Annotated in this window: 16 protein-coding genes; 9 read left to right on the forward strand and 7 right to left on the reverse strand. The window is 69.4% G+C overall.

What is annotated here, in order from left to right:
* Positions 1–146: 146 nt before the first annotated feature.
* Both IQ458_RS17340 and IQ458_RS17345 read right to left on the reverse strand, forming a co-directional pair.
* Complete coding sequence (locus IQ458_RS17340; protein ID WP_192199597.1) at positions 147–929, reverse strand: LytR/AlgR family response regulator transcription factor; 783 nt, start codon at positions 927–929, stop codon at positions 147–149.
* A complete protein-coding gene (locus IQ458_RS17345) occupies positions 926–2,035 on the reverse strand; it encodes a sensor histidine kinase (RefSeq protein ID WP_203323599.1) in 1,110 nt (369 codons plus the stop codon). The genes IQ458_RS17340 and IQ458_RS17345 overlap by 4 nt, the downstream gene beginning before the upstream one ends.
* A 205-nt stretch (positions 2,036–2,240) precedes the next feature.
* On the opposite strand from IQ458_RS17345, the gene IQ458_RS17350 reads away from it, so the two are divergent.
* Entirely contained in the window at positions 2,241–2,636 is a 396-nt protein-coding gene (locus IQ458_RS17350; RefSeq protein WP_203323600.1) for a hypothetical protein, read from the forward strand.
* Between the two features lie 12 nt (positions 2,637–2,648).
* Here the strand turns inward: IQ458_RS17350 and IQ458_RS17355 are convergent, their stop codons facing one another.
* Positions 2,649–3,587, reverse strand: a complete 939-nt coding sequence (locus tag IQ458_RS17355) for a LysR substrate-binding domain-containing protein (RefSeq protein WP_183639433.1) — start codon at positions 3,585–3,587, stop codon at positions 2,649–2,651.
* Positions 3,588–3,683: 96 nt separating this feature from the next.
* On the opposite strand from IQ458_RS17355, the gene IQ458_RS17360 reads away from it, so the two are divergent.
* The 3 genes from IQ458_RS17360 to IQ458_RS17370 all read left to right on the forward strand — a co-directional run bounded on the left by IQ458_RS17360 (position 3,684) and on the right by IQ458_RS17370 (position 7,325).
* Complete coding sequence (locus IQ458_RS17360; protein WP_203323601.1) at positions 3,684–4,778, forward strand: hypothetical protein; 1,095 nt, start codon at positions 3,684–3,686, stop codon at positions 4,776–4,778.
* A 24-nt stretch (positions 4,779–4,802) separates the two neighbouring features.
* Entirely contained in the window at positions 4,803–5,675 is an 873-nt protein-coding gene (locus IQ458_RS17365; protein WP_235996945.1) for a TolB family protein, read from the forward strand.
* Between the two features lie 81 nt (positions 5,676–5,756).
* Positions 5,757–7,325 (forward strand): EAL domain-containing protein, encoded by a 1,569-nt coding sequence (locus IQ458_RS17370; protein WP_203323602.1) that lies wholly within the window; start codon positions 5,757–5,759, stop codon positions 7,323–7,325.
* A gap of 285 nt (positions 7,326–7,610) precedes the next feature.
* Here IQ458_RS17370 and IQ458_RS17375 read toward each other — a convergent pair whose 3' ends face one another.
* The 3 genes from IQ458_RS17375 to IQ458_RS17385 all read right to left on the reverse strand — a co-directional run bounded on the left by IQ458_RS17375 (position 7,611) and on the right by IQ458_RS17385 (position 20,158).
* On the reverse strand, positions 7,611–11,327 hold the full coding sequence (locus IQ458_RS17375; RefSeq protein WP_203323603.1) for a TonB-dependent receptor: 3,717 nt from the start codon (positions 11,325–11,327) through the stop codon (positions 7,611–7,613).
* 7 nt (positions 11,328–11,334) lie between these two features.
* Positions 11,335–17,898: an Ig-like domain-containing protein gene (locus IQ458_RS17380; RefSeq protein WP_203323604.1), complete on the reverse strand. Its 6,564-nt coding sequence runs from the start codon at positions 17,896–17,898 to the stop codon at positions 11,335–11,337.
* A 100-nt stretch (positions 17,899–17,998) separates the two neighbouring features.
* The gene (locus IQ458_RS17385; RefSeq protein WP_203323605.1) at positions 17,999–20,158 is read right to left on the reverse strand and encodes a DUF11 domain-containing protein; all 2,160 of its coding nucleotides are present in this window, start codon (positions 20,156–20,158) and stop codon (positions 17,999–18,001) included.
* Positions 20,159–20,510: 352 nt separating this feature from the next.
* On the opposite strand from IQ458_RS17385, the gene IQ458_RS17390 reads away from it, so the two are divergent.
* Both IQ458_RS17390 and IQ458_RS17395 read left to right on the forward strand, forming a co-directional pair.
* A complete protein-coding gene (locus tag IQ458_RS17390) occupies positions 20,511–20,864 on the forward strand; it encodes a helix-turn-helix domain-containing protein (RefSeq protein ID WP_141455359.1) in 354 nt (117 codons plus the stop codon).
* A 46-nt stretch (positions 20,865–20,910) separates the two neighbouring features.
* The gene (locus tag IQ458_RS17395) at positions 20,911–21,372 is read left to right on the forward strand and encodes a methyltransferase family protein (RefSeq protein WP_203323606.1); all 462 of its coding nucleotides are present in this window, start codon (positions 20,911–20,913) and stop codon (positions 21,370–21,372) included.
* On the opposite strand, the gene IQ458_RS17400 is transcribed toward IQ458_RS17395, so the two are convergent.
* Positions 21,373–21,714 (reverse strand): ArsR/SmtB family transcription factor, encoded by a 342-nt coding sequence (locus IQ458_RS17400; protein WP_192199605.1) that lies wholly within the window; start codon positions 21,712–21,714, stop codon positions 21,373–21,375.
* A 68-nt stretch (positions 21,715–21,782) separates the two neighbouring features.
* Between IQ458_RS17400 and IQ458_RS17405 the strand changes: the two genes are divergently transcribed.
* The 3 genes from IQ458_RS17405 to IQ458_RS17415 are packed head-to-tail and all read left to right on the forward strand — an operon-like array spanning position 21,783 to position 23,505.
* Positions 21,783–22,670 (forward strand): MBL fold metallo-hydrolase, encoded by an 888-nt coding sequence (locus IQ458_RS17405; RefSeq protein ID WP_203323607.1) that lies wholly within the window; start codon positions 21,783–21,785, stop codon positions 22,668–22,670.
* Between the two features lie 5 nt (positions 22,671–22,675).
* Positions 22,676–23,086, forward strand: a complete 411-nt coding sequence (locus IQ458_RS17410) for a YeeE/YedE family protein (RefSeq protein WP_203323608.1) — start codon at positions 22,676–22,678, stop codon at positions 23,084–23,086.
* Positions 23,083–23,505, forward strand: a complete 423-nt coding sequence (locus IQ458_RS17415) for a DUF6691 family protein (RefSeq protein ID WP_203323609.1) — start codon at positions 23,083–23,085, stop codon at positions 23,503–23,505. The genes IQ458_RS17410 and IQ458_RS17415 overlap by 4 nt, the downstream gene beginning before the upstream one ends.
* The last annotated feature ends 86 nt before the right edge of the window (positions 23,506–23,591 follow it).

A 23,591-nucleotide genomic window follows, 5' to 3' on the forward strand; every position in this document is an offset into this window, starting at 1 on the left:
CGCAGCATGGAGCAGCAGGCGCAGGGCTTGGCCGAAGCCGTCGATGTGTTCGTCATCGAAGACAGCGCGCTGTCTCCGGCCCGGGCGACCCGCGCGAACGCTCACCCCGCGAAGGGCTCGCGGCCGGAGGTCGCTCCTGCCCGCGCCTAGCGCTCCGCCTGGCGCGTGGTCACCAGCCGCAGGAAGGCCTCGTGCTGGTAGCGGCTCATGCGCAGTTCCTGGCCGGTGTCCAGGGTGACCACGTGGTGGCCGTTGAACCAGGGATGGATGGCCTTGACCCGGCGCACGTTGATGATCGCCGAGCGGTGGATGCGGGCGAAGTGGCGCGGGTCCAGGCGCTCGGCCAGCGCCGCCATGGTTTCGCGCAGCTCATGCACACGATCGGCCAGGTGCAGTTCCACCGTGTTGCGGTTGGCCTTGATCCAGACGATGTCATCCACCGGCACCAGCACCACGTGCTCGTCCACGCGCACCGGAATCCGCTGCAGCCAGGCGTCGCGCTGGCGCAGATCCTCCAGCGCCTGCAGGATGCGCCGGGATTCGCCGCCGTGCGGGCCGCGATCGGCCGAAAGCCGATCCTTGGCGCGCGCGAGCGTCGCCGCGAAGCGCTCGCGGCTGAACGGCTTGACCAGGTAGTCCACCGCGTTGGCCTCGAAGGCCTTGACCGCGTACTGCTCGTAAGCGGTGACGAACACCATCGCCGGCATCCGTGCCTGACCAATCGCGTCGACCACCTCGATGCCGGTCATCGCCGGCATCTGGATGTCCAGGAACACCAGATCCGGCGACTGCGAACGGATCGCCGCCAGCGCCGACGCGCCGTCGCCGTATTCACCCAGCAGCTCGATGTCCGGATCCGCGCGCAGGTGGCGGACGATCGCATGGCGTGCGATCGGCTCGTCGTCGACCACCAGCACGCCGATGCTCATGCCGGCACATGCTCCGGCACGTCGTCCAGTTCTTCCAGCAACCGGTAGGGCAGGCGGATGCGACAGGCCACGCCCTGCGGCCAGGTCATGTCCAGGCGCAGGTCGGCGCCCTCGCCGTACAGCTCGCGCAGGCGCAGGCGGGTATTGGACAGGCCGATGCCATGGCCGCCCGGACTGCCGCCTTCTTCCAGCACGCTGTTGCCGTTGCGTACTTCCAGCAGCAGGTGTTCGCCCTCGCGCCGCGCTTCGATCTCGATGCGATCGCCGCCCACGCGCTGGCCGATGCCGTGGCGGATGGCGTTCTCCACGATCGGTTGCAGCAGCAGGCTGGGCACCGCGCAGTCGAGCAGGTCCGGGGCGATGTAGATCTGGGTGGCGAGGCGATCGCCGTAGCGCTTGCGCTGGATGCCCAGGTACAGATCCAGCAGCGCCAGCTCGCGCCGCAGGGTGATCTCCTGGCCGTCGTAGTCCTCCAGGAACGCGCGCAGCAGATCGCTCAGCCGCAGCAGCATGTCCTCCGCGCTGACCTTGTCCTCGTCCAGCAGGGTGACGATGGCGTGCAGCGTGTTGAACAGGAAGTGCGGCTGCAACTGGGTCTTCAGCACCTGCAGGCGCGACTGCGCCAGTTCGGTGGCCAGCTGGCTGGCCTCCAGTTCGCGGCGGGCCTTCTCGGCCTGGAAGCGCAACGAATGCTGGATGGCCACCAGCGCGCAATAGGTCACCACGCCGATGGTGATGTACTTGGTGAAGAACTGGGCGAGCTGCTCGCCGAAGGAACTGGGTTCGAAGAAGGTGGAGATGAAGGCACCCGCCACCATCGACAGGAAGGTCAAGCCGCTGGCCGCGAACAGATGGAAGAGCAATGGCCCGGCGCGATACGGCGGCTGCACGGGGTGGCGTTCGGCCAGGCGGAACACCCACGGCGCCAGCGCGGCCCAGATGTACCAGACGATGACCGACCAGCGCACGTAATCCGTGAGCGCCCACAGGTGGCCGGAGGCGAGGTCGTCAATGATGCCCTGCACGATGAATACAAAAGTCACCGGCAGCCACAGGGCCAGGTAGCGGGTCAGGCCGATTTCGATGGTTCCCAGACGAATCTTCATGCGGCGGTCGCGGCGGGTCGGTGGCGGATGGGGCAGGGCATCCTAAGCGCACTTGCGCGCAAAGAAAAAGCAAGGGCCTGCCCACTACGATTGGGAATCCGGCCACGACGATTCGTCCCAACTCCGTTGCCGGAAATGCGCGGGACGTCGCCTGATGCACGCGACGGCGGCCATGACGGCGGCCGGTTGCCCTGGAGAGTTCGTCATGCGTCAGCGTCATTGCTTCCCGATTGCCGCGCTGGTCGCGGTACTGATGGTCCTTCCCGCCGTGCGCGCGGCCGCGGCGGAACCCGCCGCATCCGCGGGGATCCGCTACCTGGCGTTGGTCAACCGGGCCCACGACAGCATCGACCGGCTGGAAGTGGCCGAACCCGGCAGCGGCCGGTTCCAGGACGTGGCCCTGGGTGAGGCGGTGCGTGGTGGCGGCGACTCCTCGACCGTCGAACTGCATGGCGTCGGCTGCCGCTACGACGTGCGCTTCACCTTCCGCACCGGCCAGAAGATGGTCTACGAGAATGTCGATGTCTGCGGCCTGCAGGCGCTGCGCGTGCAGCGGCCGCCGCGGGGTCAGCTGGATCGGCGCCATGCCACCACGCCCTGATCGGGCGCGGTCTCAGGTGGCCGGAACCCGTGCCGCGCGCAGCCAGCCGCGCGCGTTCTCTCGCGCTCGTGCCGCTTCGCCTTCCAGCCACTCGCCGAAGCAGGCGATCTTGCGGCTGGCGTGCCGCGCCACCGGATAGGTGAACCAGAACGTGCGGCCGTCGCCGGCGACGTGCGGATGCGCGGGCACCAGCCGGCCGGCGGCGATTTCGTCATGGAACAGCAGCGGCGAGCCGATCGCGATGCCCTGGCCGGCGATGGCGGCGGCGATGTCCAGGTGTTCGGCGGACAACTGGGTGGCGAAACGTTCGGGCGGCGCATGCGCGTCGTTGCCGAGGCTGCGGAACCACAGCGCCCACCAGTCCGGCCGGCCCAGCAGCGGCACGGGTGAGATGCCGCCCGGCCGCGCGAGATCGGCGGCGGCGGCCTTCAGCGCTGGCGCGCACAGCGGCATGAAGATGCTCGGGAACAGTTCGATCGCGCGCAGGCCGGGCCACTGCCCGTGGCCGTTGCGGATCGCCGCGTCGAAACGGCCACCCGCCAGATCCTCGGCGGTGGCCGACAGATCCAGTTCGATCGCGATGTCCGGATGGCGCTGGCGGAAGCCACCGAGTTTCGGCGTCAGCCAACTGGCGCCCAGGGTCGGCAGGGTGGTCAGGGACAGCCGCGACTCGTTGACCGCGGCGGCGCGGATGAAGCTGGCGCGCAACGCGGCGAATGCGCGGATGGCCTCCTGCGCGACGATTTCGCCAGACTCGGTCAGCTGCACCCGGTTGGCGCCGCGCAGGAACAGCGGCGCGCCGATCTGCTGTTCCAGCCGGCGCACGTGGTAGCTCACCGAGGCCGCGGTGGTGTCCAGTTCCTCGGCCGCGCGCGCGAAACTGCCCGACCGCGCGGCCGCCTCGAAGGCGCGGATGGCAGCAAGCGAAGGGAAGCGGTGTTCACCGACCATAAGTGCGGCTTAGTCTGGGCACCGATGTTCGCGTGGTCAACGTGCGGGCCGGGGCGGCAGCATGGCGGTGAACCTCACTCCACCGCCGGGTCCGCCATGCCGATTGCTCCCTCCGCCGACACCGATTCCGGGCGCCGCCGCCTGCTGATGGCCTTCGCCGCCGGCGCGGCCGCCGCGCTCCCCTGGCCGGTCCCGGCGATGGCGATGGCGGGGAGCACGGCGCCGGCAACCGATCCGCGCGCGGATTGGCGCTGGCTGATCGGCAACTGGAACGTTCGTCACCGGCGCCTGAAGGAGCGTCTGTCCGGCAGCGACGAGTGGGAGTCGTTTGCCGGCCGCGGCGCGGTATGGTCGACCCTGGATGGACTCGGCACGATCGACGACAACCAGATGGACTTGCCCGGCGGCAGCTATCACGGCATGAGCATCCGCGCGTTCGATCCGGCCACGCGCCAGTGGGCGATCTGGTGGCTGGACGCGCGCAATCCCACCCGCATCGACCCGCCCGTGCGCGGCGGCTTCGCCGGCGACGGCGGCACGTTCCTCGGGCGCGACACCCTGCGCGGCCAACCGATCCTCATGCGTTTCCGCTGGCACGACATCCACGGCCCGCGCCCGTGGTGGGAGCAGGCGTTTTCGGGCGACGATGGCGCCAGCTGGGAGGTCAACTGGCGCAACTGGTTCACCCGCACGAACGCCGAACCCACGCCGTTGCCGCGATTGCCGCAGGCGCCGGACGACTGGAATTTCCTGGCCGGCCAATGGCGGGTACGGCATCGGCGCCGCCCGCGCTTGTCGCGGACCGAAGACTGGGACGAGTTCGATGGCACGTTCCACAACTGGCCGGTGCTGGGTGGTTTCGGCAACGTCGGCGACAACCTGATGCGGATGCCCGGTGGTGACGTGCGCGGGATGGGTATCCGCGCGTTCGATCCGGCGCGCGGGGAATGGTCGAGCTGGTGGCTGGACGGACGCACGCCGGATCGCATCGGCGCGCCGCTGCGCGGCCGGATCCGCAACGGCGAGCGCGTGTTCATCGGCGAGGAGATCGTCGATGGACAAGTGATCCTCACGCGGGTGATCTGGTCGCGGATCACGCCGCGTTCGGCGCGCTGGGAGCAGGCCAGCTCCCGCGATGGCGGGACGAGCTGGGACACCGACTGGATCAGCGACTTCACCCGGAACGGCTAGAGGGTCGCGATGATGATGCGATACATGGCGCTGATTCTCGGGATGGTCGCGGCCGACGCCGCGGGCGATCGACCGATGCGGGTGACCGGCGCGGTCGAGCGCTTCGCGCCGGGCGAGGTGTCCACCTCCTACAGCGAGGTGCGCCTGACCCTCAGCCCCGATGGCGATACCGCGGTGTGGTTCAGCCGGGATCGGCCAGGCGGCGCGGGCGGTTATGACCTGTGGATGTCGCGACGGAAGGCGGGCAGGTGGTCGCCGCCGACACCGGTGCCGTTCAACACCACGGGCCGCGATTTCGATCCGGCGTTCTCGGCGGACGGACGCCAGCTGTACTTCTGTTCGGATCGACCGGGCGGCGCCGGTGGCGACGACCTGTACCGGGTGGAGGTGCGCGGCGACGCTTTCGGCGAGGTGGAATGGCTGGGGCCGGCGGTGAACAGTGCCGGCAAAGAGTTCGCGCCGATGTTGTCGCCGGATGGCGAAAGGCTGCTGTTCTCCAGTGATCGCGCGGGTGGCGCGGGGCGGCAGGATCTGTATGTCGCCGAACGCCGCGGCGCGGGGTTTGCAAGCGCCCAATCCCTGCCGGGCGGCATCAACACCGATGCCGATGAATTCGACGCCACCTTCCTGGATGACGGGACGACGATTGTGTTCACGCGCGCGGGTGATCTGCGTCGCGATCGCGTGGACCTGTTCGTGGCCGCGCTCGACGCCGCCGGCACTGGCTACGACGCCGGCCATCGCCTGGCGGATGGCCTGAACCATCCACGCTACGACAGCTATGCGCCGATGCTGGACTGGTCGCGCCCCGGGCACCTGCTGTTTTCCGGCCAGCGCGACGAGGCCGGCGGCATGGACGTGTTCCGGGTGGCCTACGCGCTGCCCGGGGCGAAGTGACGGATAGCCGGGGCCGCCGGACGGTTGGCAGGCCCACGGGAGCGGCCTAACCTGTCGCCTTCGCCGCAACCGGAAGGCCGCATGTACAGGGAACGTGTGTTGCTGCTGGGCGTGTCACTCGCGGTGTTCGCCAGCCTGGGCGCGCTGGGCGGCATGGGCTATCTGAGCTGGCAATCCGGCCTGCGCCAGGAACAGGCGCATCTACAGCGCTACGCGGCCGGCGCGATCGCGCGCACCCGCGATGCCTTCACCGAAATCGATGAGGCGTTCGACACCCTTTCCCGCTCGAACGCGGTGCCGTGTTCGCCGCGGCACATCGAGGAACTGCGCCTGGCCACGCTCGATACGCGTTCCGCCGAGGACGTGGCGTACTTCCGGGACGGTCGCCTGCTTTGCAGTTCCTGGGGCGCGCTGCGTGGACACATCCCGCGCGCGGCGAGCGACTTCACCACCGGCGACGGCATCGGCGTCAGCACGCACGTGCAGCCGCACATCCGCGATGCGCCGTCCATGCTGGTGCTGCATCGCGGCGGCTACAGCGCGCTGGTCAATCCGGAACGGCTGGTGGACGTGCTGGCTGACGACGATGTGCAGATCGCGGTGTATGCGCCGGGCGGCGCTCCGATCACGGCCACAGCGCCGGCGGCCTCCGGGTTGCTGGCACGCGCGGGGGCGGACGCTTCGCGCGGAACCCAGGCTGGCCAGCTGTACGGCGCGGCCACGCAGGATGGCTGGCGCGCGATGGCGGTCCGGCCGCTGGCGGGGATTTCCGATCGCCTGCGCGAGGAACAGCTGAAGCTGCTGCCTCTGGCGCTGGTGCTGGTGGCCGCGCTGGTGGCGCTGTCGGTCTGGCTGATCCGCCAGCGGCTGTCACCCCTGGCGGAACTGGAACGCGGGATTCGCCGGCGCCAGTTCCTCGTTCATTACCAGCCCATCATCGAACTGCGCACCGGCGCGTGCGTCGGCGCCGAGGCGCTGGTGCGCTGGCGTCGCGAGGGCGCGCTGGTGCCGCCGGACGAATTCATACCGCTGGCCGAGGAGAGCGGCCTGATCGCACCGCTCACCGATCAGGTGCTGGACGGGGTCATCGGTGATCTGGAAGCGGAACTGGTCCGGGATCGTTCGCTGCACATCGCCATCAACCTGAGCGCGCAGGACATCCGCAGCGGGCGTTTCCTGGACGTGGTCCGCGAGGCGTTGCCGCGCACCCGGATCCGGCCGGAACAGATCTGGCTGGAAGCCACCGAACGCGGCTTCATCGACATCGAGGCGGCCAGGCTCACCCTGGGCGAGGCGCGCGAAGCGGGCCATTCGGTGGCCATCGACGACTTCGGCACCGGTTATTCCAGCCTGCGCCATCTCCAGGATCTGCCGCTGGACGCGTTGAAGATCGACAAATCGTTCGTCGATACCATCGGCCTGGACACCGCCACCAGCCTGGTCACCGCGCACATCGTCGAGATGGCGCAGGAACTGGACCTGCGCATCGTCGCCGAAGGCGTCGAGACCCAGGCGCAATTGGACTACCTGAAGGCGCGTGGCGTGGACTATGCGCAGGGTTGGCTGTTCTCGCGGCCGCTGCCGGCAACCGATTTCATCGCCTTCCTGCGCCGCTCGCGTGTGGCGCAGGGTGGTGCGGGTTCGGAGTGATCCGCCGCTCCGAGCGCTGAAGCGGTGTCGCCCCTTCCCCCGCTTGCGGGGGAAGGTTGGGATGGGGGGCGCTTTCAGCGCCGCAAGGTGTACGGGCACGTTCGCCCCCACCCCGGCCCTCCCCCGCACGCGGCGGAGGGGGCTGAATCCGGGGTCCGTTCGTTTCCCCGCGAGCGGTGCCGCCCCTTCCCCCGCGTGCGGGGGAAGGTTGGGATGGGGGCATCACGGAACTGCCGTGCGGCGGCGGCTGGCTGGAGAGGGGATCACCAGGCCGCCGACCGCACGTCAGTAGTACCCGGTGATGTTGAGGAACCAACCTTTGTGGCGGTAGTCGAGCTGGGTCAGGTCGCCGCTGAAGTCGGTGAAGTTGTAGCCCACGCCGACCTTGAAGTTCTCGCGGATCTGGCGATCCAGCCCGATCAGCCAGCCGCGCCGGTCGCCGCCGTCGCGGACTTTCAGCCAGCGGTATTCGGCCAGCCCGTCCCATCGCCCGATCAGGTGGTAACGCACCTGCAACGCGGCGAAGTCGGTGCGGCTGTCCAGCCAGCTTCCGGTACCGCGCCCCATCCGGTAGTCGCCCCAACGCCCGGCGAGCTTGCCCGCCAGTTGCCAGCGATCGTCCAGCTGCACCGTGCCTTCGAACGACAGCACGTGCGATCGCTGGTCGTACAGGTCCGCGTCTTCCTGGCCGGGCGAGGCGCGGTCGTACAGGTAGGTGTACTTGCCGAACGCGGCCCAGCGGGTGTTGTCGTGCGGGCGCCAGGCGAAACCGAGATTCGCCTCGGCCAGGCGCGCGCCGGCGGCGGGATTGAGATCGTCCTTCGTATCGGCGTAGTTGGCGCGAAGCGCCAGCCGCCAGTCCTCGTTGACCCGGTAGAACAGCCGGTTGGTGGTCACCCACTGGGTACGCTGTTCGGCACCGCGGTCGCGGCGGTATTCCAGTTTGCTGGACCAGTCGGTACGCGCGTCGGTGCGGCCGCCGCTGACGCTGTAGGCGCGCCGATCCACGCGCCCGTCGCGCGCGTCCAGTTCGCCGTCCATCACGGTGAAGCCGAGGTTCCAGCCCGGCGCCGGACGGAAGTCCAGGCCGAAGGTGTGGACGATGCCGTCGCCGTCGCGGCGGTTGTCGCGCAGGTACTGGCTTTCGTTGTAGACGTTGACCTGGTTGTTCAGCCGCCAGCGCTGGCCGAGGGTCCAGCCCGATTGCAGCGCGGTGTCGAACAGGCCGTCGCGTTCGGTGCGGTCGGTGCTGTAGTTATAGGCGCCGTAGAGCGTATGGTCCGGACCCAGCCGGTATTCGGCGTCCAGTTTTCCACCGTGGCCGCGGCTGCCGCTGCTGACTTCCGCCCCGATGCTGGAGCGATCGCCGAACAGGTATTTGCCGCCCACGGTGAGCAGGTTGTTGCGATCATAGCGGCCGGAATCGTCGTCCAGCGTGTACTGGCCGATGCCGTAGAGTTCCCACTTGTCGCCGAAGCGCTGGCGGTAGCTGAGCGCCAGCAGGGTGGCATCGGCATCGCGGTTGGCGTCGCGCTCGCGCAGTTGGCGCAGTTCGCCGCCGAAGCGCCCGTCCTCGGTGATCTGCCAGTCGAAGGTCAGCTGCGACTGTTCCAGTTCCTGCGCGCCATGCGAGGCGTGGCTGTAGCGGCCGTACAGGGTGAAGTCCTCGTTGAGCTGGCCGGTGAATTCGGCGCCGTATTCCTCGATCGCCAGGCCGGTGTCCTGGCGGCCGATCGAGAAGCCGGCATCGACGTCGCGCCACCACGCGCCGAACGACCATTCTCGCCGGGTCCAGCCCAGCTCCTGCAGGTTGGCGCGTGCCTCGACCATGCGCGCATCGCCGGAGCGTGCGCCGGCAACCGGATTGCGCTGGATGAAGCTCAGGCCGCCGTTGTCGGAATAGAAGATCGGCGCGACCGTGGATTCGCTGCGGGTCGCTTCCATCCGCAGGTAGGTGCCGCGCCCGGCCTGCAGGGTCAGGTCCGCGCCCTTGAGTGCGTAGTCGTCGCCGCTGCGGTTCTCGTCGACGTAAGTGGCGCCGATCGCGACGTGATCGCCCAGCCACTGGCGGCCGCGCAGGCCGATGGTGGCGTCGTCCGAGTCGAAGCCCGATGGCACGTATTCGTAGTCCACCAGCAGCACCTGCCGGTAACCGTCCAGCGGGGTGTCGCGGGTCAGCGTGCGCACGTTCTCGCGGGTGATCTGCGAGAGCGCGCGGGTCAGGAACAACCGGCCCTGCAGATCGTCCATCTCGTAGTCAACGCCCGGTTGCAGGCTCACCCGCGCTTCGACCCGGCCGGTGGTGGGATCGCGCACTTCCATCACCACCTGTTCGGACCCGGGCAGCACGTCGGTGTGGCGCAGGTAGTACAGGCTGCCGCCGGTGCCGAGGAATTCGGTGTGGCCGAGCGCGGTGCGCGCCTCGGCGCCGAACACCTTCAGCAGGCTGCGCGGATCGCCCAGCGCGGTCGCCGAGCGCGAGCGCCAGTGCAGCGCCGCGCCGTACAGCGCGCGGTTGTACTGGGCGTACTCGGTACCGGTGAATCCGGTGGCGTAGTTGCCCCACAGCGCCTGGTTCTGGTCCCAGTCCAGGCGCAGGTACAACTTGCCCTGGGTGTCGACGTCGCGCCAGGTGCGCGAATCGTCGCCATATACCGGGTAGTACAGATCCGGATCCAGGCGCCGGAAGATGTCGGTCGGGCGCGCATCCAGGAAGCCGTCGAAAAGATGCTCCAGATCGTTCTCCCAGGTGTCGGCCTGGGCGGTGAGCAGGTAGCGTCCCTTCCATTTGCCCTTGGCGTAGAACGCCAGCCGGCCTTCGCGCAGGAAGCCGTCGTCCCGGCGGATGTCGCCGGCCAGCGCGTCCAGTCCGCCGCTCGCGTCGTTGCTGGACAGGGTCAGGTCCGCCAGCGCGGCGACGAAGGCATAGCGGCCGCTGACATCCACCTCCAGCGGCGTGTCGGCGACCACGCCCTGCGACGACTTCACCTGCACCTGGTAGCGGTGCGGACCGACCGGTTGCAGGAACTCGGCGACGAACTTGCGCTCCTGATCGACCGGGAAGGACTGCCCGTCGATCACCACCTGCATGCCTTCGGGAATATCGCGCCCGAGGATGCGCACGCGCGATCCGTACACCGGGATGTTGCGCAGGCGCAGGTCGCTCTTGCCGTAGATCGACTCGATGATCTGCACCGACTCTGCGGTGGCCGCGTCCAGGGTGTCGACGTGGCTGCGCTGCACCTCGTCGCGCAGCACCTGCGCGCCGCGGGCGTAGTCACCGGGGGTGACCAGCTGGATGCGGCGCGGATGGGTCTCGTCGAAGCTGCCGTCGGCGGCGCGGGCGCGCGCCACGTATTGCAGGACGTCGCCCGGTTGCAGCCGCAGGCCGGCCGGCAGCGCGCCGTCCCAGCGCGTGTCGGTCACCGCGCCGACCGGCAGGCTGACGGTGGCGAGCGGGGTTACCCGATCCTCGTCGTCGCCACGGTAGATCACCACCTCCAGCCGGTCGTAGAACGCGGCGTAGTTGCTGTAGGCATGGAAGCGGACCGGTTGGGTGATGCGGCCATCCTCGAACGGCGCCAGCGAGCCGGCCTGCACGTTGAGGATGGGCAGGCCCAGCGCCGGATCCTCGGTCGCCCAGAGGGTGCCGCCCTGCGGCAGGTCCACGGTGAAGCGGCCGGTGATGCGCGCCTGATCCTCGGCCAATACCTGACTGGTGCCCGCGTAGCTCTGCGCGGTCACGGTTTCCACCCGACGGTTCCGCTGCAGGGCATCGCCGTCTCCGCTGGTCGCAGCCGGCCGGTCCTCGCCGTAGGCATTGATGCGGAACAGGCTGCCCTGCGCGTTGGCGCAACCCTGCGCGTCGCAGCGCGGCGGCAGCGGCGGTGCATCCGGCGCGGAGGACGGCGCGGTCGATTGCGCGTTGGCGACACTGGCGAGCAGGCCGCACAGGGCCAGGGCTACGCGGTTCGGAACGTGCTTGCTGATGTCCATGGTCATGTCCCCCTCAGCGTCCTTCCCCGCGTGCCGCGGTCGGTGTGGGTGGCCCTGCCTCCACCCGCAGGCGCGAGCGCGCCGTCGGCGAGAGCAGCGCGGCCAGCGCCCCGGCGACCGCCTCGGCGCGATCGCGGCTCAGGCGCAGGTTGTGTTCCTGCGTGCCGCGCGCGTCGGCGTGGCCGGCGATGCTCACGATCACTTCCGGACCGCTTTCTATGCGTTGCGCGATCGCCCGCAGCAACGGCTGGTATTGCGGACGAATGCCGGCGCTGTCGGTATCGAACAGCAGGTTGCCCAGGCCGATGTCGCGATCCAGGGTGACCAGTGCCGTGCGCCCATCCACCTGGGTACGCAGTTCGATCGCGGTCGCCTCGCGCAGCTCCGGCGCAAGCCGTGCATCCAGGGCGGCGCGCACCGCGGCGGCGCGATGGAACGCCAACACCAGCCCGTCGGCCTGCGCGGTGATTACCACGCGCCCGCCCCGGCCTTCGCGCAGGCGCCCGGCGATGCGTTCGAACAGCGGTGCGTGCTCGGCCGGAACTTCCGCGCTGCCACTGGCGAAGAACACCTGGCCCAGATCGATCTCCACCTCGCCGGTACCGCCGCCCAGCGGCATGCCCGGTACCTGCACCCCGAAATCGAAGCGCACCGGCACGCCGGGGGTGATGCGCAGGACGCGCGGGTTCTCGGTGGTGAAGCGGCTGCCCGGAGGCAGGGTCGCGGCGTCGACCTTGATCAGGAAATTGCGCCCGCGCGCCCAGCGACCGCCGTCGATGCCGGCCAGATGGAAGCGGCCATGGCGATCGGTCTCGATCAGCAGGCCTTCGACCGTGCCCAGGCGCACCCCGGGCAGGCCGCGTTCGCCTTCGTCCTGGCGGCCGTTGCCGTTGGCGTCGTGGAAGACGCTGCCGATGATCAGGCTGTCGTCCAGCAGGGGATCGCCGGTTACCTCCACGTCGGCGGTGGCCTCGTTGCTCAGCGCGGCGCCTTCGTCGTCGCGGACGATGGCGCGGTTGGTGTGCACGCCCGGACCGACGCCGGCGCCCACCCGCAGCACGTAGATCACGGTCGCGCTGCGGCCCACCGCGATGTCCAGCGCGCCTACCCGCAACGGGCGGGCGTTGGACAGGGAACCGGCGGCGTCGCCATCGATGACCTGAAGCGAGTCGGGCACCATCACGAAGCCCTCGGGCAGGCGATCGAGCAGGCTGACCTGTTCGGCGTCGGCTTCGCCGACGTTGTCGATGCGCAGGGTGTAGCGGACCAGATCGCCGATGCGGGCGGTACGCTGCGCGGCGGTCTTGCTCAGGCGCAGGACCACCGGTTCGGCTTCCACCTCGATCTCGACCGCGGCCTGCGCGCATACCGGCGTGGGCACCGACACATCGCACACGCGGTACTCGAACCGGTCCTGGCCCACGTAGCGCGGCGAGGCCGTATAGGTGCAGACGCCCTGCGCGCAGGTCGCCTGGCCGTGCGCGGGTGCCACCGCGACGACCAGCGAAGCCGGATCCAGCGGTGCGTGGCTGACCGTGTCGTTGGCCAGCACCGGGATGGCGACCGGCGCCTGGCGCGCGCGGGCCTGGTCATCGACCGCGGTGATGACGTTCGCCAGCACGGTGACATTGACGATGGCGGTGTCGCAGTTGGTGGGGACGGCACGTTCGCAGGCGTCGTACTGGAAGCTGTCGGCGCCACTGAAGTAGCCGGTCGGGGTGTAGCTCACGCTGCCATCGGCATTCACCTCCACCGTGCCGTGCGCGGGCGTGGTGAGGTTCTGCACCAGCAGGCGGGTGGCATCGGAGGGGGCACCGGCGTAGCTGTCGTTGGACAGCACCGGTATCACCAGCATCGTTCCCTGCGGGGTCTGCCCGTTGTCGTCGGTCGCCGCGATCACGGTGGCGTTGACGACTATCGTGACGGTGGCGCTGTCGCAGCTGGCGGGATTGATGGCATCGCACAGCGTGTAGGTCAGGGTGTAGCTGCCGCCGGGCGTGCCGGCCGCCACATCGATGCTGCCGTCGGCATTGAGGGTCAGCGGTCCCTGTACCAGCGGCGTGAGGATCACGCCCGGCGGCGCGGCCGCGCCACCATCGTAGTGATCGTTGGCCAGCACGTTGAGCACGCCGGTGGCGGCCACGCCGCCGGGAATCGGAGGCGCGGTGTCGTCCTGCGCATCGATGGCCGGCAAGGCCACCACCAGGCTGGCGGTGGCGCTGTCGCAGTTGGCGGGGTTGAGCCGTTCGCACAGGCGGTACACCACCGAGTAGGTGCCCGCCGGCGTGCGCGGCAACACGGTCACCGCGCCACTTCCGGCCTGCAGCTGCACGCTGGCATGGCTGGTGGTGGTCTGGCTCAGCACGATCTGGGCCGGATCCACCGCCACGCCGTTGAGCAGATCGTTGGTCGCGACGTTGGCGATCGCCTGCCCGCCGGCCACGGATCCCACCGCGGAAGGCGCGGTGTCGTCGACCGCGTCGATGGCCGCGGCCTGTACCTGCACGGTCACCGTGGCCTGGTCGCAGTTGGCGGGATTGAGCACTTCGCACAGGCGATAGGTCACGGTGTAGCTGCCGGCCGGCGTGCCGGCGGCGACGTCAACCTGGCCGTTGGCCTGCACGGTCAGCGCCGGATTGGCGGACAGCACGGTGAACACCACCTCCGCCGGCTGCGCGGCGGCGCCGTCCAGGGTGTCGTTGGCGAGCAGGTTGACCACGCCGGTGGCACCGGTGAGGCCGTTGACCGGGCCGGCCGGATCATCGATAGCGTCCACCGCCGCGGGATTGACCGTGATCGACGCGGTGGCGCCCGCGCAATTGGCCGGTGCGGCGATCTGGCAGATCGTGTATCCGAGCGTGTAGCTGCCGGCGGGCGTGCCCGCCGCCACCGTCACCGCGCCGCTGGCGGTATCCAGCACGATGCCGGGATGCGATGGCGCGGCCGTCTGGGTGAGCGTGACGGTGGCCGGGGTCGGCGTGGTGCCGCCCAACTGGTCGTTGGCGAGCACGTTGGCGATCGCGGTGCCGCCACCGCGGCCGGCAGCCGAGCCGCTGTCGTTGCCTGCGCTGATCGGCAGCGGGCCGGCGGCCACGGTGACCGTCACCGTGGCGGTATCGCAGATCGACGGTGCCGCGAGCGAGCACAGGGTGTAGGCGAGGGTGTAGCTGCCGGGCGCGGTGTTCGCGGCGACGATCACGTCGCCGTTGGCGCCCAGGCTCAGCTGGGGCGTGGCGGTCGCGCCCACGGTGGCGGTGGCGGTCGACGCGGTGGCACCATCGACGCTGTCGTTGCCCAGCACGTTGCCGGCCACGCCGCCGCTGCTGCCGTTGGCCAGGGCCAGGCCATCGTCCTGTGCATCCACGACCACCACCTGCACGCTGATCGCGGCGGTGTCGCAATTGCCCGGGTTGGCGGTCTCGCAGATCGTGTAGGTCGCCGTGAGCGTGCCGGCCGGCGCGCCGGGAGCGACCGACAGCACGCCGCTGGCGTCGACCGCGAGCGGTGCGGCCGCGGTACTGGTCACGGTCACGCTGCCGGGAGCGACGGCGCCGCCGTTGAAGGTGTCGTTGCCCAGCAGGTTGGCGATGCTGGCGTTGCCGGTGGTGCCGTTCACCACGTAGGGGCCGTCGTCGACCGCATCGATGGCGGCCAATACCTGCACGGTGACCGTCACCTGCGCGCTGTCGCAATTGGAAAGATTGCCGGTTTCGCAGATCTGGTAGCTGGCGTTGTAGATGCCGGCGGCCGTTCCCGCGGCAACCGAGACCACGCCATTGGCGTCGATCGCCAGCGGCGAACTCGCGTTGGGCGTGAACACCACGTTGGCCGGCGTGATCGCGCCGCCGTTGAAACTGTCGTTGCCCAGCACGTTGCCCGCGTTGGTGCTGCCGGCGACGCCATCGATCGGCCCGAAACTGTCGTCCACCGCGTTCAGCGCCGCGTCGGCGATCACCGTGACGTCGATGGTGGCGGTGTCGCAGATGGACGGATTGGAAACCTGGCAGATCTGGTAGCTGGCGGAATAGGTTCCGGCGGCGGTGCCGGCGGTGACGGTCACGTTGCCGTCCGCGCCAATCGTCAGTTGCGGCGTGTTGGTCGGCGTGAGCGTCACCGCGGTGGTGGCGAAGGGCGCGCCGTCGAGGCGATCGTTGGTCAGGACATTGCCGGCGATGCCGCCGATGCCGCCGTTGACCGGGCCGAGGGCGTCGTCGACCGCATCGAGCGTGCTCACCGCGACCGTCACCGTGGCGGTGTCGCAGTTGGCGGGATTGACCACTTCGCACAGGTCGTAGCTGGCCGAATAGCTGCCGGCCGCGGTCCCGGGGGCCACCGACACGGTGCCGTCGGTACCGATGGTGATCGGCGCCACGTTGTTCGGCGCCACCGTCACCTCGGCGGGCGTGACCGGCGCGCCGTTGAGGGTGTCGTTGTCGCGCACGTTGCCGGCCGCCACGCCGCCGGAGGCGCCATTGACCGGACCGAGAGTGTCGTCGACGGCTATCAGGGTGCCCGCGGCGACGGTGACGGTGACGGTGACGCTATCGCAGATGGAGGGATTGGCGACCTGGCAGATTTGGTAGCCGCCGCTGATCGGACCGGCCGGCGTGCCCGGGGCGATGGTGACGCTGCCATCGGGCGCGATGGTCAGAGCCGGGCCGCCGCTGGTCTGGGTCAGGGTGACGGCGCCGGGCGTGGCAGGCGCGCCGTCGACGAAGTCGTTGTCCAGCACGTTGCCCGCCGGGGTGCCGGCCGGTGCCGGGCCCAGTGCATCGGTGACCGCGTCGATGGTGGAGACCGTCACGCTGACCGTGGCGGTGTCGCAGTTGTCCGGCAGTGCGGCTTCGCAGATTTGATAGCTCGGCGTGTAGGTGCCGGCCGGCGTGTTCGGCGCGACGCTTATCGTGCCATCGGCGGCGATGGTGACCGGCCCCGCGTTCGTCGGCGTGAGCACGATGTCGCCCGGCGCCACCGGAGTTCCGTCGAGGGTGTCGTTGTCGAGCACGTTGCCGACAGCGGGATTGCCACTGGTGCCGTTGATGCCGCTGTAAGTGTCGTCGTTGGCGACCAGCGCGCCCGGCGCGATCACGCTGATCTGCACGCTGGCGCTGTCGCATACGGTCGGCGTATCCAGGTAGCAGATCGTGTAGGTGGTGGCGTGGGTGCCGGCGGCCGTGCCGGCGGGGACCGTGACGCTGCCGTCTGCGTTGAAGACGATCGCCGCGGTGCTGACGCCGGCCAGGCTTACCGTGGCCAGCGAGGCCGGGCTGCTGCCGCCGGCGCTGTCGTTGGCCAGTACGTTGATCAGCGAGGTGGCGCCGGTGGCGCCATTGACCGGACCGGCCGCATCGTCGACGGCATCGATCGCCGCGACCACCCGCACCGTGGCGGTCGCGGTGTCGCAGTTGGCGGGCACCGCGGTTTCGCAGATCTGGTAGGTCGCCGAATAGGTGCCCGGCGCCGCGGCGGGATCCAGCGTGACCGTGCCGTCGCCGGCGATCGTCAGCGGGCCGCTGGGCGTGGAGGTCAGGGTGACCAGCGCCGCAACCACCGGTGCACCGGCGAGGGTGTCGTTGTCCAGCACGTTCGCGGTCAGCGCGATGCTGCCGGCCGCCTGCGCCGGCAGCGCGTCGTCGACGGCGTTGATGGTCGCCGTGGCGTTGACCGTCACCGTGATGGTGGCGCTGTCGCAGTTGCCGGGATTGGCGGTCTCGCAGATCTGGTAGGTGGTGGTGTAGGTGCCGTTCGCAGTGCCCGCAGGCACATCCACCGAGCCGTCCGCGTTGACGATCAGCTGCGCGGTGCTGACCGGCGTGAAAGTGATCTGCGCGGGAATCACCGCCGCGCCGCCGAGGGTGTCGTTGGCCAGCACGTTGACCACGTTGGCCTGGCCGACGATGCCATTTATGGGGCCGGCGCTGTCGGCCACCGCCACGATCGGGCGTGCCGCGACCGGGACCGGCGGGGTGGTGTCGGTGTTGTCGGCGGGATCGGGATCGGTCGTGCCGGCCGGCGGGGTGACGGTGGCGGTGTTCGCACCGATGGTGGACGGCGTGGTCAGCGGCGCGGTGCCGGTGACGTTGACGGTGACGGTGCCCGCGGCCGCGACATCCAGGATGAGCGCGACGTTGCCGGTGCCGCTGCCGGCGCTGCAGGTGGATCCGGCGCTGGCGGCGCAGGTCCAGCTGACGTTGGTCAGTTCGGCGGGAACGGTGTCGGCCAGGCTGGCGCCGAGGGCGGCCGACGGACCGGCGTTGGTGATGGTGATGCGATAGGTGACCGTGCCGCCGGTGACCACCGGCGAAGCGGTCAGCAGGATCTTGTCGACGCCCAGCGCGGCCTCGGCCGCCAGGGTGTTGGTATCGGTGCCGTTGTTGTTGCCTGCCTGCGGGTCGGTCACCGTCGGCGGCAGGGTCACGGTGGCGGTATTGCTGAGGTTCGCCGGATAGGTCTGCGCGAACGCGCTGCCGGCTGCCAGCAGCCCGCCCAGCAATGCCACCGCGCCTGCGGCCGCGTGCCTGAATCCGGCGCGCGACGGAATCCGGGTCTTGGAGGGGGTTGGCGCTCGGCTGTCCATACGGCGTTCCTCGCGGTGGCTTGCGGCGCCGGGTGCGCGGGCAAGCGGGTCGTGCAGGTGGATTCGGTGATGCGATGCCGATGGCATCGGGGCGCGGCGGTCAGTACGCCGTGGGGTCGGCGCTGAAGGTGACCGGGACGGTGATCGTCGCGGTGCCCATCGCATCCAGGCTCACGCTGAGGGTGATGGCCGCATCCCCCTGTGCGCCGCCACTGGCCGGACAGCTGCTGCCCGCGCCGGTGGCCGTGCACGTCCAGGGCGCGGATAGTCGGGCGCCGTCGGGCAGGGTGTCGTTGACCACCACGCCGCTGACCGCATCGGGTCCGGCATTGCTCACGGTGATCACGTAGCTGGCGCTGCCGCCGGGCGTGTAGCTGCCCTGGCCGTCGGTCTTGCTGACCGACACGTCGGCGCGCAGCGCGCGGGTGTTGGTGATCCGGCAGGTGATGCTGACCGGATCGGTACCGGCGGCCGGTGCGGTCAGGCTGAAGCTGGTGCCGCTGCCGGAACTGATCGCCGTGCCGTCCTGATCCGTGCACGCCCAGGTGGTGGTGTAGCTGCTCAGCAGGGTGCCGGTGCCGGCGGTTTCGGCCAGGTCGTAGCTCAGGCCGGGTGTGGTCAGGGCGGGCGTGGTGGTGCCGTTGTTGCCGACGTCGCCGGCGGTCGCCACGGAGGTGCCGGCCTGGGAGATGCTGAGATTGAAGCGGCCCGGATCGGTGGTCGGCGCGAGGATCTTCGCCAGCGCCAGGGTGGCGACGCAGGATCGCGTCACGCCTTCGACGGTGAAGACCGCGTTGCCGACCCGGATGCCGAGCAGCGCCAGCAGGTTGTCGACCAACCCGCCGAGCAGCGTGGTCAGCACCGGCTGCAGGATCGGGACGACCGCGCCCTGCAAGGTCGCTTCGACGGTGTCGACGATGGTGTCCAGGATCGGAACCAGCGTCTGCGGCAGGGCGATCACCACCGGCGGCAGCGGGAATGGCGGTATCAGGGTGACGGTCGGGGTTCCGCGGCTGACTTCGATGTCCAGGTTGTTGAGCAGATCCACGATCAGGGTGCCGGCGCTGACCGTGCCGCTGCTGGCGGTGCGCGTCTGCGGGTACGGCGCGTTGACGGTGAAGTTGCGCAGCTCCGGCGAACCGGTCGCGGCGGCGCGGCCGGTCACGGTCAGCGGCACCTGCACGTCGATCAGGCCGACGCCGAGGAGATTGAGCCGGAACCCGAGCTGGAGGTTGTTGATGACCACCGGCGAGACATCGGCGTTGGTCACCACCCGGGTGCGGTTGAAGAAGATGCTGTCGGCGATGGTGCCGATGTAGAAATTCACCAGCCCCGGCCGCGCCTGGAAACTCACTGCGCCGGCGACGTAGTCGATGGCGGTGATGGTGCCTTCGGCACGCGCCACGTCGGCATACAGCTGGAGCTTGAGTACGTCGGCGGTCAGGGTGAGGTTGGTCAGGCCCAGGCCGGCCGCGTTGAGCGCGTTGATGATCGCCTGGGTATCGAAGCCCTGCAGCACATCGACGTTCATCTTGATGCGGATGGCGCTGCTGTGGAACGAGGTGCCCTGCGGGCCGCAGACGATCACCGGCGGTTCCACCACTTGCAGCCACAACTGCAGGTTGGCCACGCCGGTCAGGCCCAGCGCCGCGGTGTTGACCGTGATCGGCGTGGGTGTGGTCAGCACGTTGTTGTAGTTGTAGAGCTGCGCCGAACCGGTGATCAGGTCCAGCAGGTCCAGATCGATGTCGGCCAGCGATCCCTGCGGCAGGCTGATCTGCAACAGATCGCCCAGCTGGATTTGCCCGGTCAGGCCGGCGACGTTGAGCGGCAGCAGGTTGAGCGCGTTGGCGGCGGCGGTCTGTCCGTCGGCCTGCAATACCTGCACCATCGCCAACTGCAACTGGGCCAGGGTGATGTTGGTGTTCAGTACCTGGCTGGTGTCGCTGATGCCCAGGTTCAGTCCGAGCTGCGTGACCAGCGCATTGAGGTTGATGTCGGCGCCGGCAAGTGCGTTCCAGTCCAGCACCGACAGATTGACGGTGGTTCCCGGCAACAGCGTTTGCAGCAGCAGGTTGAGTACGGGCCCCTGCGTGCTGTCCACCGACACCAGTCGCGGTCCGGCGGAAATGCAGGCGCCGGTGGTGCATCCGGTCTGCGCCTTCAACGGCGCGGGCACGAACGCGATGGCCGTGACGGCCAGCAGGGCGGCCATGGCGATGCGGCGGGCGAAGCGCCGCGCAAACCCCTTCGTATCCATCAAACTACCCCCCGTAGTCGATGTCCAAATCCGTCTGTAAGCGTTTTCTTTTTTGTTGGATTCCGGATTACGCCTGCGGCGATCGATCCGGTGTGCGGACAACGCGACGTGGGTCGTTGATAGATGGGCGCGCTGTCGTTACATTCCCCGGCATCGTTACTAATGCGTGATCGTCGCGTTGGCAACGCGGGAGGAACGCCATTGCAGTAAGCGCCACTTGCCAGTCACTGCATTTCGCGCCGATGCACCTTGGTGCGAGAGGGGAGGCAAGCGGAACCGGTCAATTTTTGGGCAGTGTCACTTGTGGGGCAGCAGCACTGACTTTTGGTCCCATGCGGGAAAGGAGTTCCTGATGATTCCGATGGCATTGCGCATTCGACGTGCGCGCGTGCTGGCAAACCTGTCGCAGGCGGAGCTCGCGCAGCGCGCGGGCGTAAAGCGGAGCGCGGTCACACAATGGGAGCGCGAGGGGGGCACCCATCCCAGTCTCGAGCATCTGACCCTGATCGCCGTGGCGACCCACGTACCGTTCGAATGGTTGGCGACCGGCCGTGGGGAGGCGGGCAACCATCCGGTGTTCGAAGTGCCGGCGGCGGCGTCCGGCCAGGTGCTGGACGACGTGGAGGCCCGGGTCCTGGTACTGCTGCGCCGGATGCCGGTACGCAAGCGACAGGCGATCTGCGCATTGCTGGAAATGCTGGTATAGGGAAGGGCGGCCCCGACCGGGTGCCGCCTGCCCCCCCGGAACCCGCATGCTCCGCGTACTGGAAACCCGCGTCCCGCCTCCCATCGTCCTGTTGCTTGCCGCCGCGTTGATGTGGTGCCTGGCGAACTTGTCGCCCGCCTCGCCGCGTTGGCCTGGCACGGGATGGTTGGCGGCCGCGCTGGGCACGGCGGGACTGGCGCTGAACCTGGTGCCGAAGTGGTGGTTCGGCCGCGCCGGCACCACGGTCAACCCGATGCGTCCACAGGCGACAAGCCGCCTGGTGGTCGCCGGACCGTATCGCTTCAGCCGCAATCCGATGTATCTGGGCCACGCGTTGTTGCTGCTGGCCTGGGCCAGCGTGCTCGCCCAGCCGTTCGCGCTGGCCGGCGTGGGGCTCTATCTCGCCTGGATTACCCGGTTCCAGATTCTTCCGGAGGAACGGATGCTCGCCGAGCGGTTTCCCGACGCCTACCCGGCCTATCGCCGGCGGGTCCGGCGCTGGCTGTGATCAGCGGGCGCGGCGCGCGCGCGAGGCGCGGGCGGCCGGAGCGCAATAGGCGTCGTACAGCGCCTGCATGACGCCGAACGCGGGCCCCGGCAAAGGCGAGTAGAGGATCGATTGGGCCACCCGCCGGTTACCGACCAGTCCCGCTTCGCGCAGCACCGCCAGGTGTTGGGACAGCGCCGACATCGACAGCCCGGTCAGGCCCTGCAGATCCGACACGCTTGCCTCGCCTTCCAGCAGCCGGCACATCACCAGCAGGCGGGCGGGGTGCGCCAACGCCTTCAGCAGGCCGGCCGCGTCCTCCGCGTGCCGGGCCATCCGTTGCATGTCATGGGAGGAAGGCATCGGCTTGCACCATATTTAAGGCAATGCTAATTTAGCAAATACTTGAATAAAATTGCAAGGAGCGGGACATGGCCGCCACCGCCATCCATCCACGCGTCGAGAGCTTCTTCCACGCCGACACCAACACCTTCAGCTACGTCGTGTCCGCGGGCGCCGATGGCGGCGCGGCCGTCGTCATCGATCCGGTGCTGGACTACGACGCGGCGAGCGCGCGCACCTCCACCACCTCCGCCGACGCGGTGCTCGGGTACATCCACCAGCATCGCCTGAAGGTCGAATGGATCCTGGAGACCCATGCGCATGCCGACCACCTCAGCGCGGGCGGCTACCTGCGCGATGCGCTGGGCGCGCCGCTGGCGATTGGCCGCGGCATCGTGCAGGTGCAGGCCCGCTTCAAGGCGCTGTTCGGGCTGGGCGACGACTTCGTCGCCGATGGCGGTCAGTTCGATCGCCTGCTCCAGGACGGCGACCGCCTGGATGCGGGCGGACTGGACGTGCGTGTCCTCGCCACGCCCGGACATACCGACGACAGCCTCAGCTACCTCATCGGCGATGCCGCCTTCATCGGCGACACGATGTTCGCGCCGGAAACCGGCACCGCGCGGGTCGACTTCCCGGGCGGGGACGCCCGCAAGCTGTACGCCTCGATCCAGAAACTGCTCGCGCTACCGCCGGAAACGCGCATGTTCCTGTGCCACGACTATCCCGCCGGGCGTGAACCGCGCGCGGAAAGCAGCGTGGCGGCGCAGCGCGAAGGCAACATCCACGTCGGCAACCGGCGCGGCGAAGACGAGTTCGTCGCCCTGCGCGAAACACGCGACGCCAGCCTGCCGGTACCGCGCCTGATCCTGCCGGCCTTGCAGGTGAACATCCGCGGCGGCCGCCTGCCGGAGACCGATGCCAATGGCATCGCCTATCTGCGCCTGCCGCTCAATCAGCTGGGCCGCCCTTCGTGAGCGGCATGTCCGAGGCATTGCTGGGCGGAGTATTGATCGGTCTCGCCGCCGCGGCGTTGCTGTTCTTAAACGGACGCATCGCCGGCATCAGCGGCATCGTCAATGGCCTGGCAGGGCAGGGCGCGGGCGAGCGGGGCTGGCGGATCGCCTTCCTGCTCGGGCTGGCGGGCGCCGGCGTGCTGGTGATGAAACTGACCGGACAGGTCTCCGTGTCGCCGGCCACGACGCCGGTGCTGGTGCTGGCCGGCCTGCTGGTGGGCTTCGGCACCCGACTTGGCAATGGCTGCACCAGCGGGCACGGCGTGTGCGGGCTGGCGCGGCTGTCGTTGCGCTCGCTGGTGGCGGTGCTGGTGTTCATGGCGGCGGCGGTGCTCACCGTGTTCGTGACCCGGCATCTGGCGGGAGGCGCGGGATGAAACGCTGGTTCGCCGCGCTGCTGGCGGGTGCGTTGTTCGGCGCCGGACTGGCGCTTTCGCGCATGACCGACCCGAACGTCGTGCTCGGCTTCCTCGATGTGGCCGGCGACTTCGATCCGCGCCTGGCGTTCGTGCTGGCGGGTGCGGTTGCCACCACGGGGGTGGCGTTCCGGCTGGTGCTGCGTCGCCGGCGTCCGTTGCTGGCGGATCGTTTCCGCCTGCCGCTGTCGCGCGCGATCGACCGTCCGCTGGTGATCGGTGCGTTGCTGTTCGGCATCGGCTGGGGACTGGCCGGCTACTGTCCCGGTCCGGCGCTCGTCGGCGCGGCCGCGGGCGCGGACAGCGCATTGATCTTCATCGCCGCGATGCTGGCGGGCAGCGCCGTGCAGGCGATGACGGCGCGGCGGCGACCGGCGTGACATGGAAAACGTGCCATCGCTGGCACGCTGCTTTGCGCGCGGGTTGTTGCAATGATTGCCCGTCTTCCTAGACTTGGGGATTCCAA

Source organism: Pseudoxanthomonas beigongshangi, from assembly GCF_016820515.1.
GTDB lineage: Bacteria > Pseudomonadota > Gammaproteobacteria > Xanthomonadales > Xanthomonadaceae > Pseudoxanthomonas_A > Pseudoxanthomonas_A beigongshangi.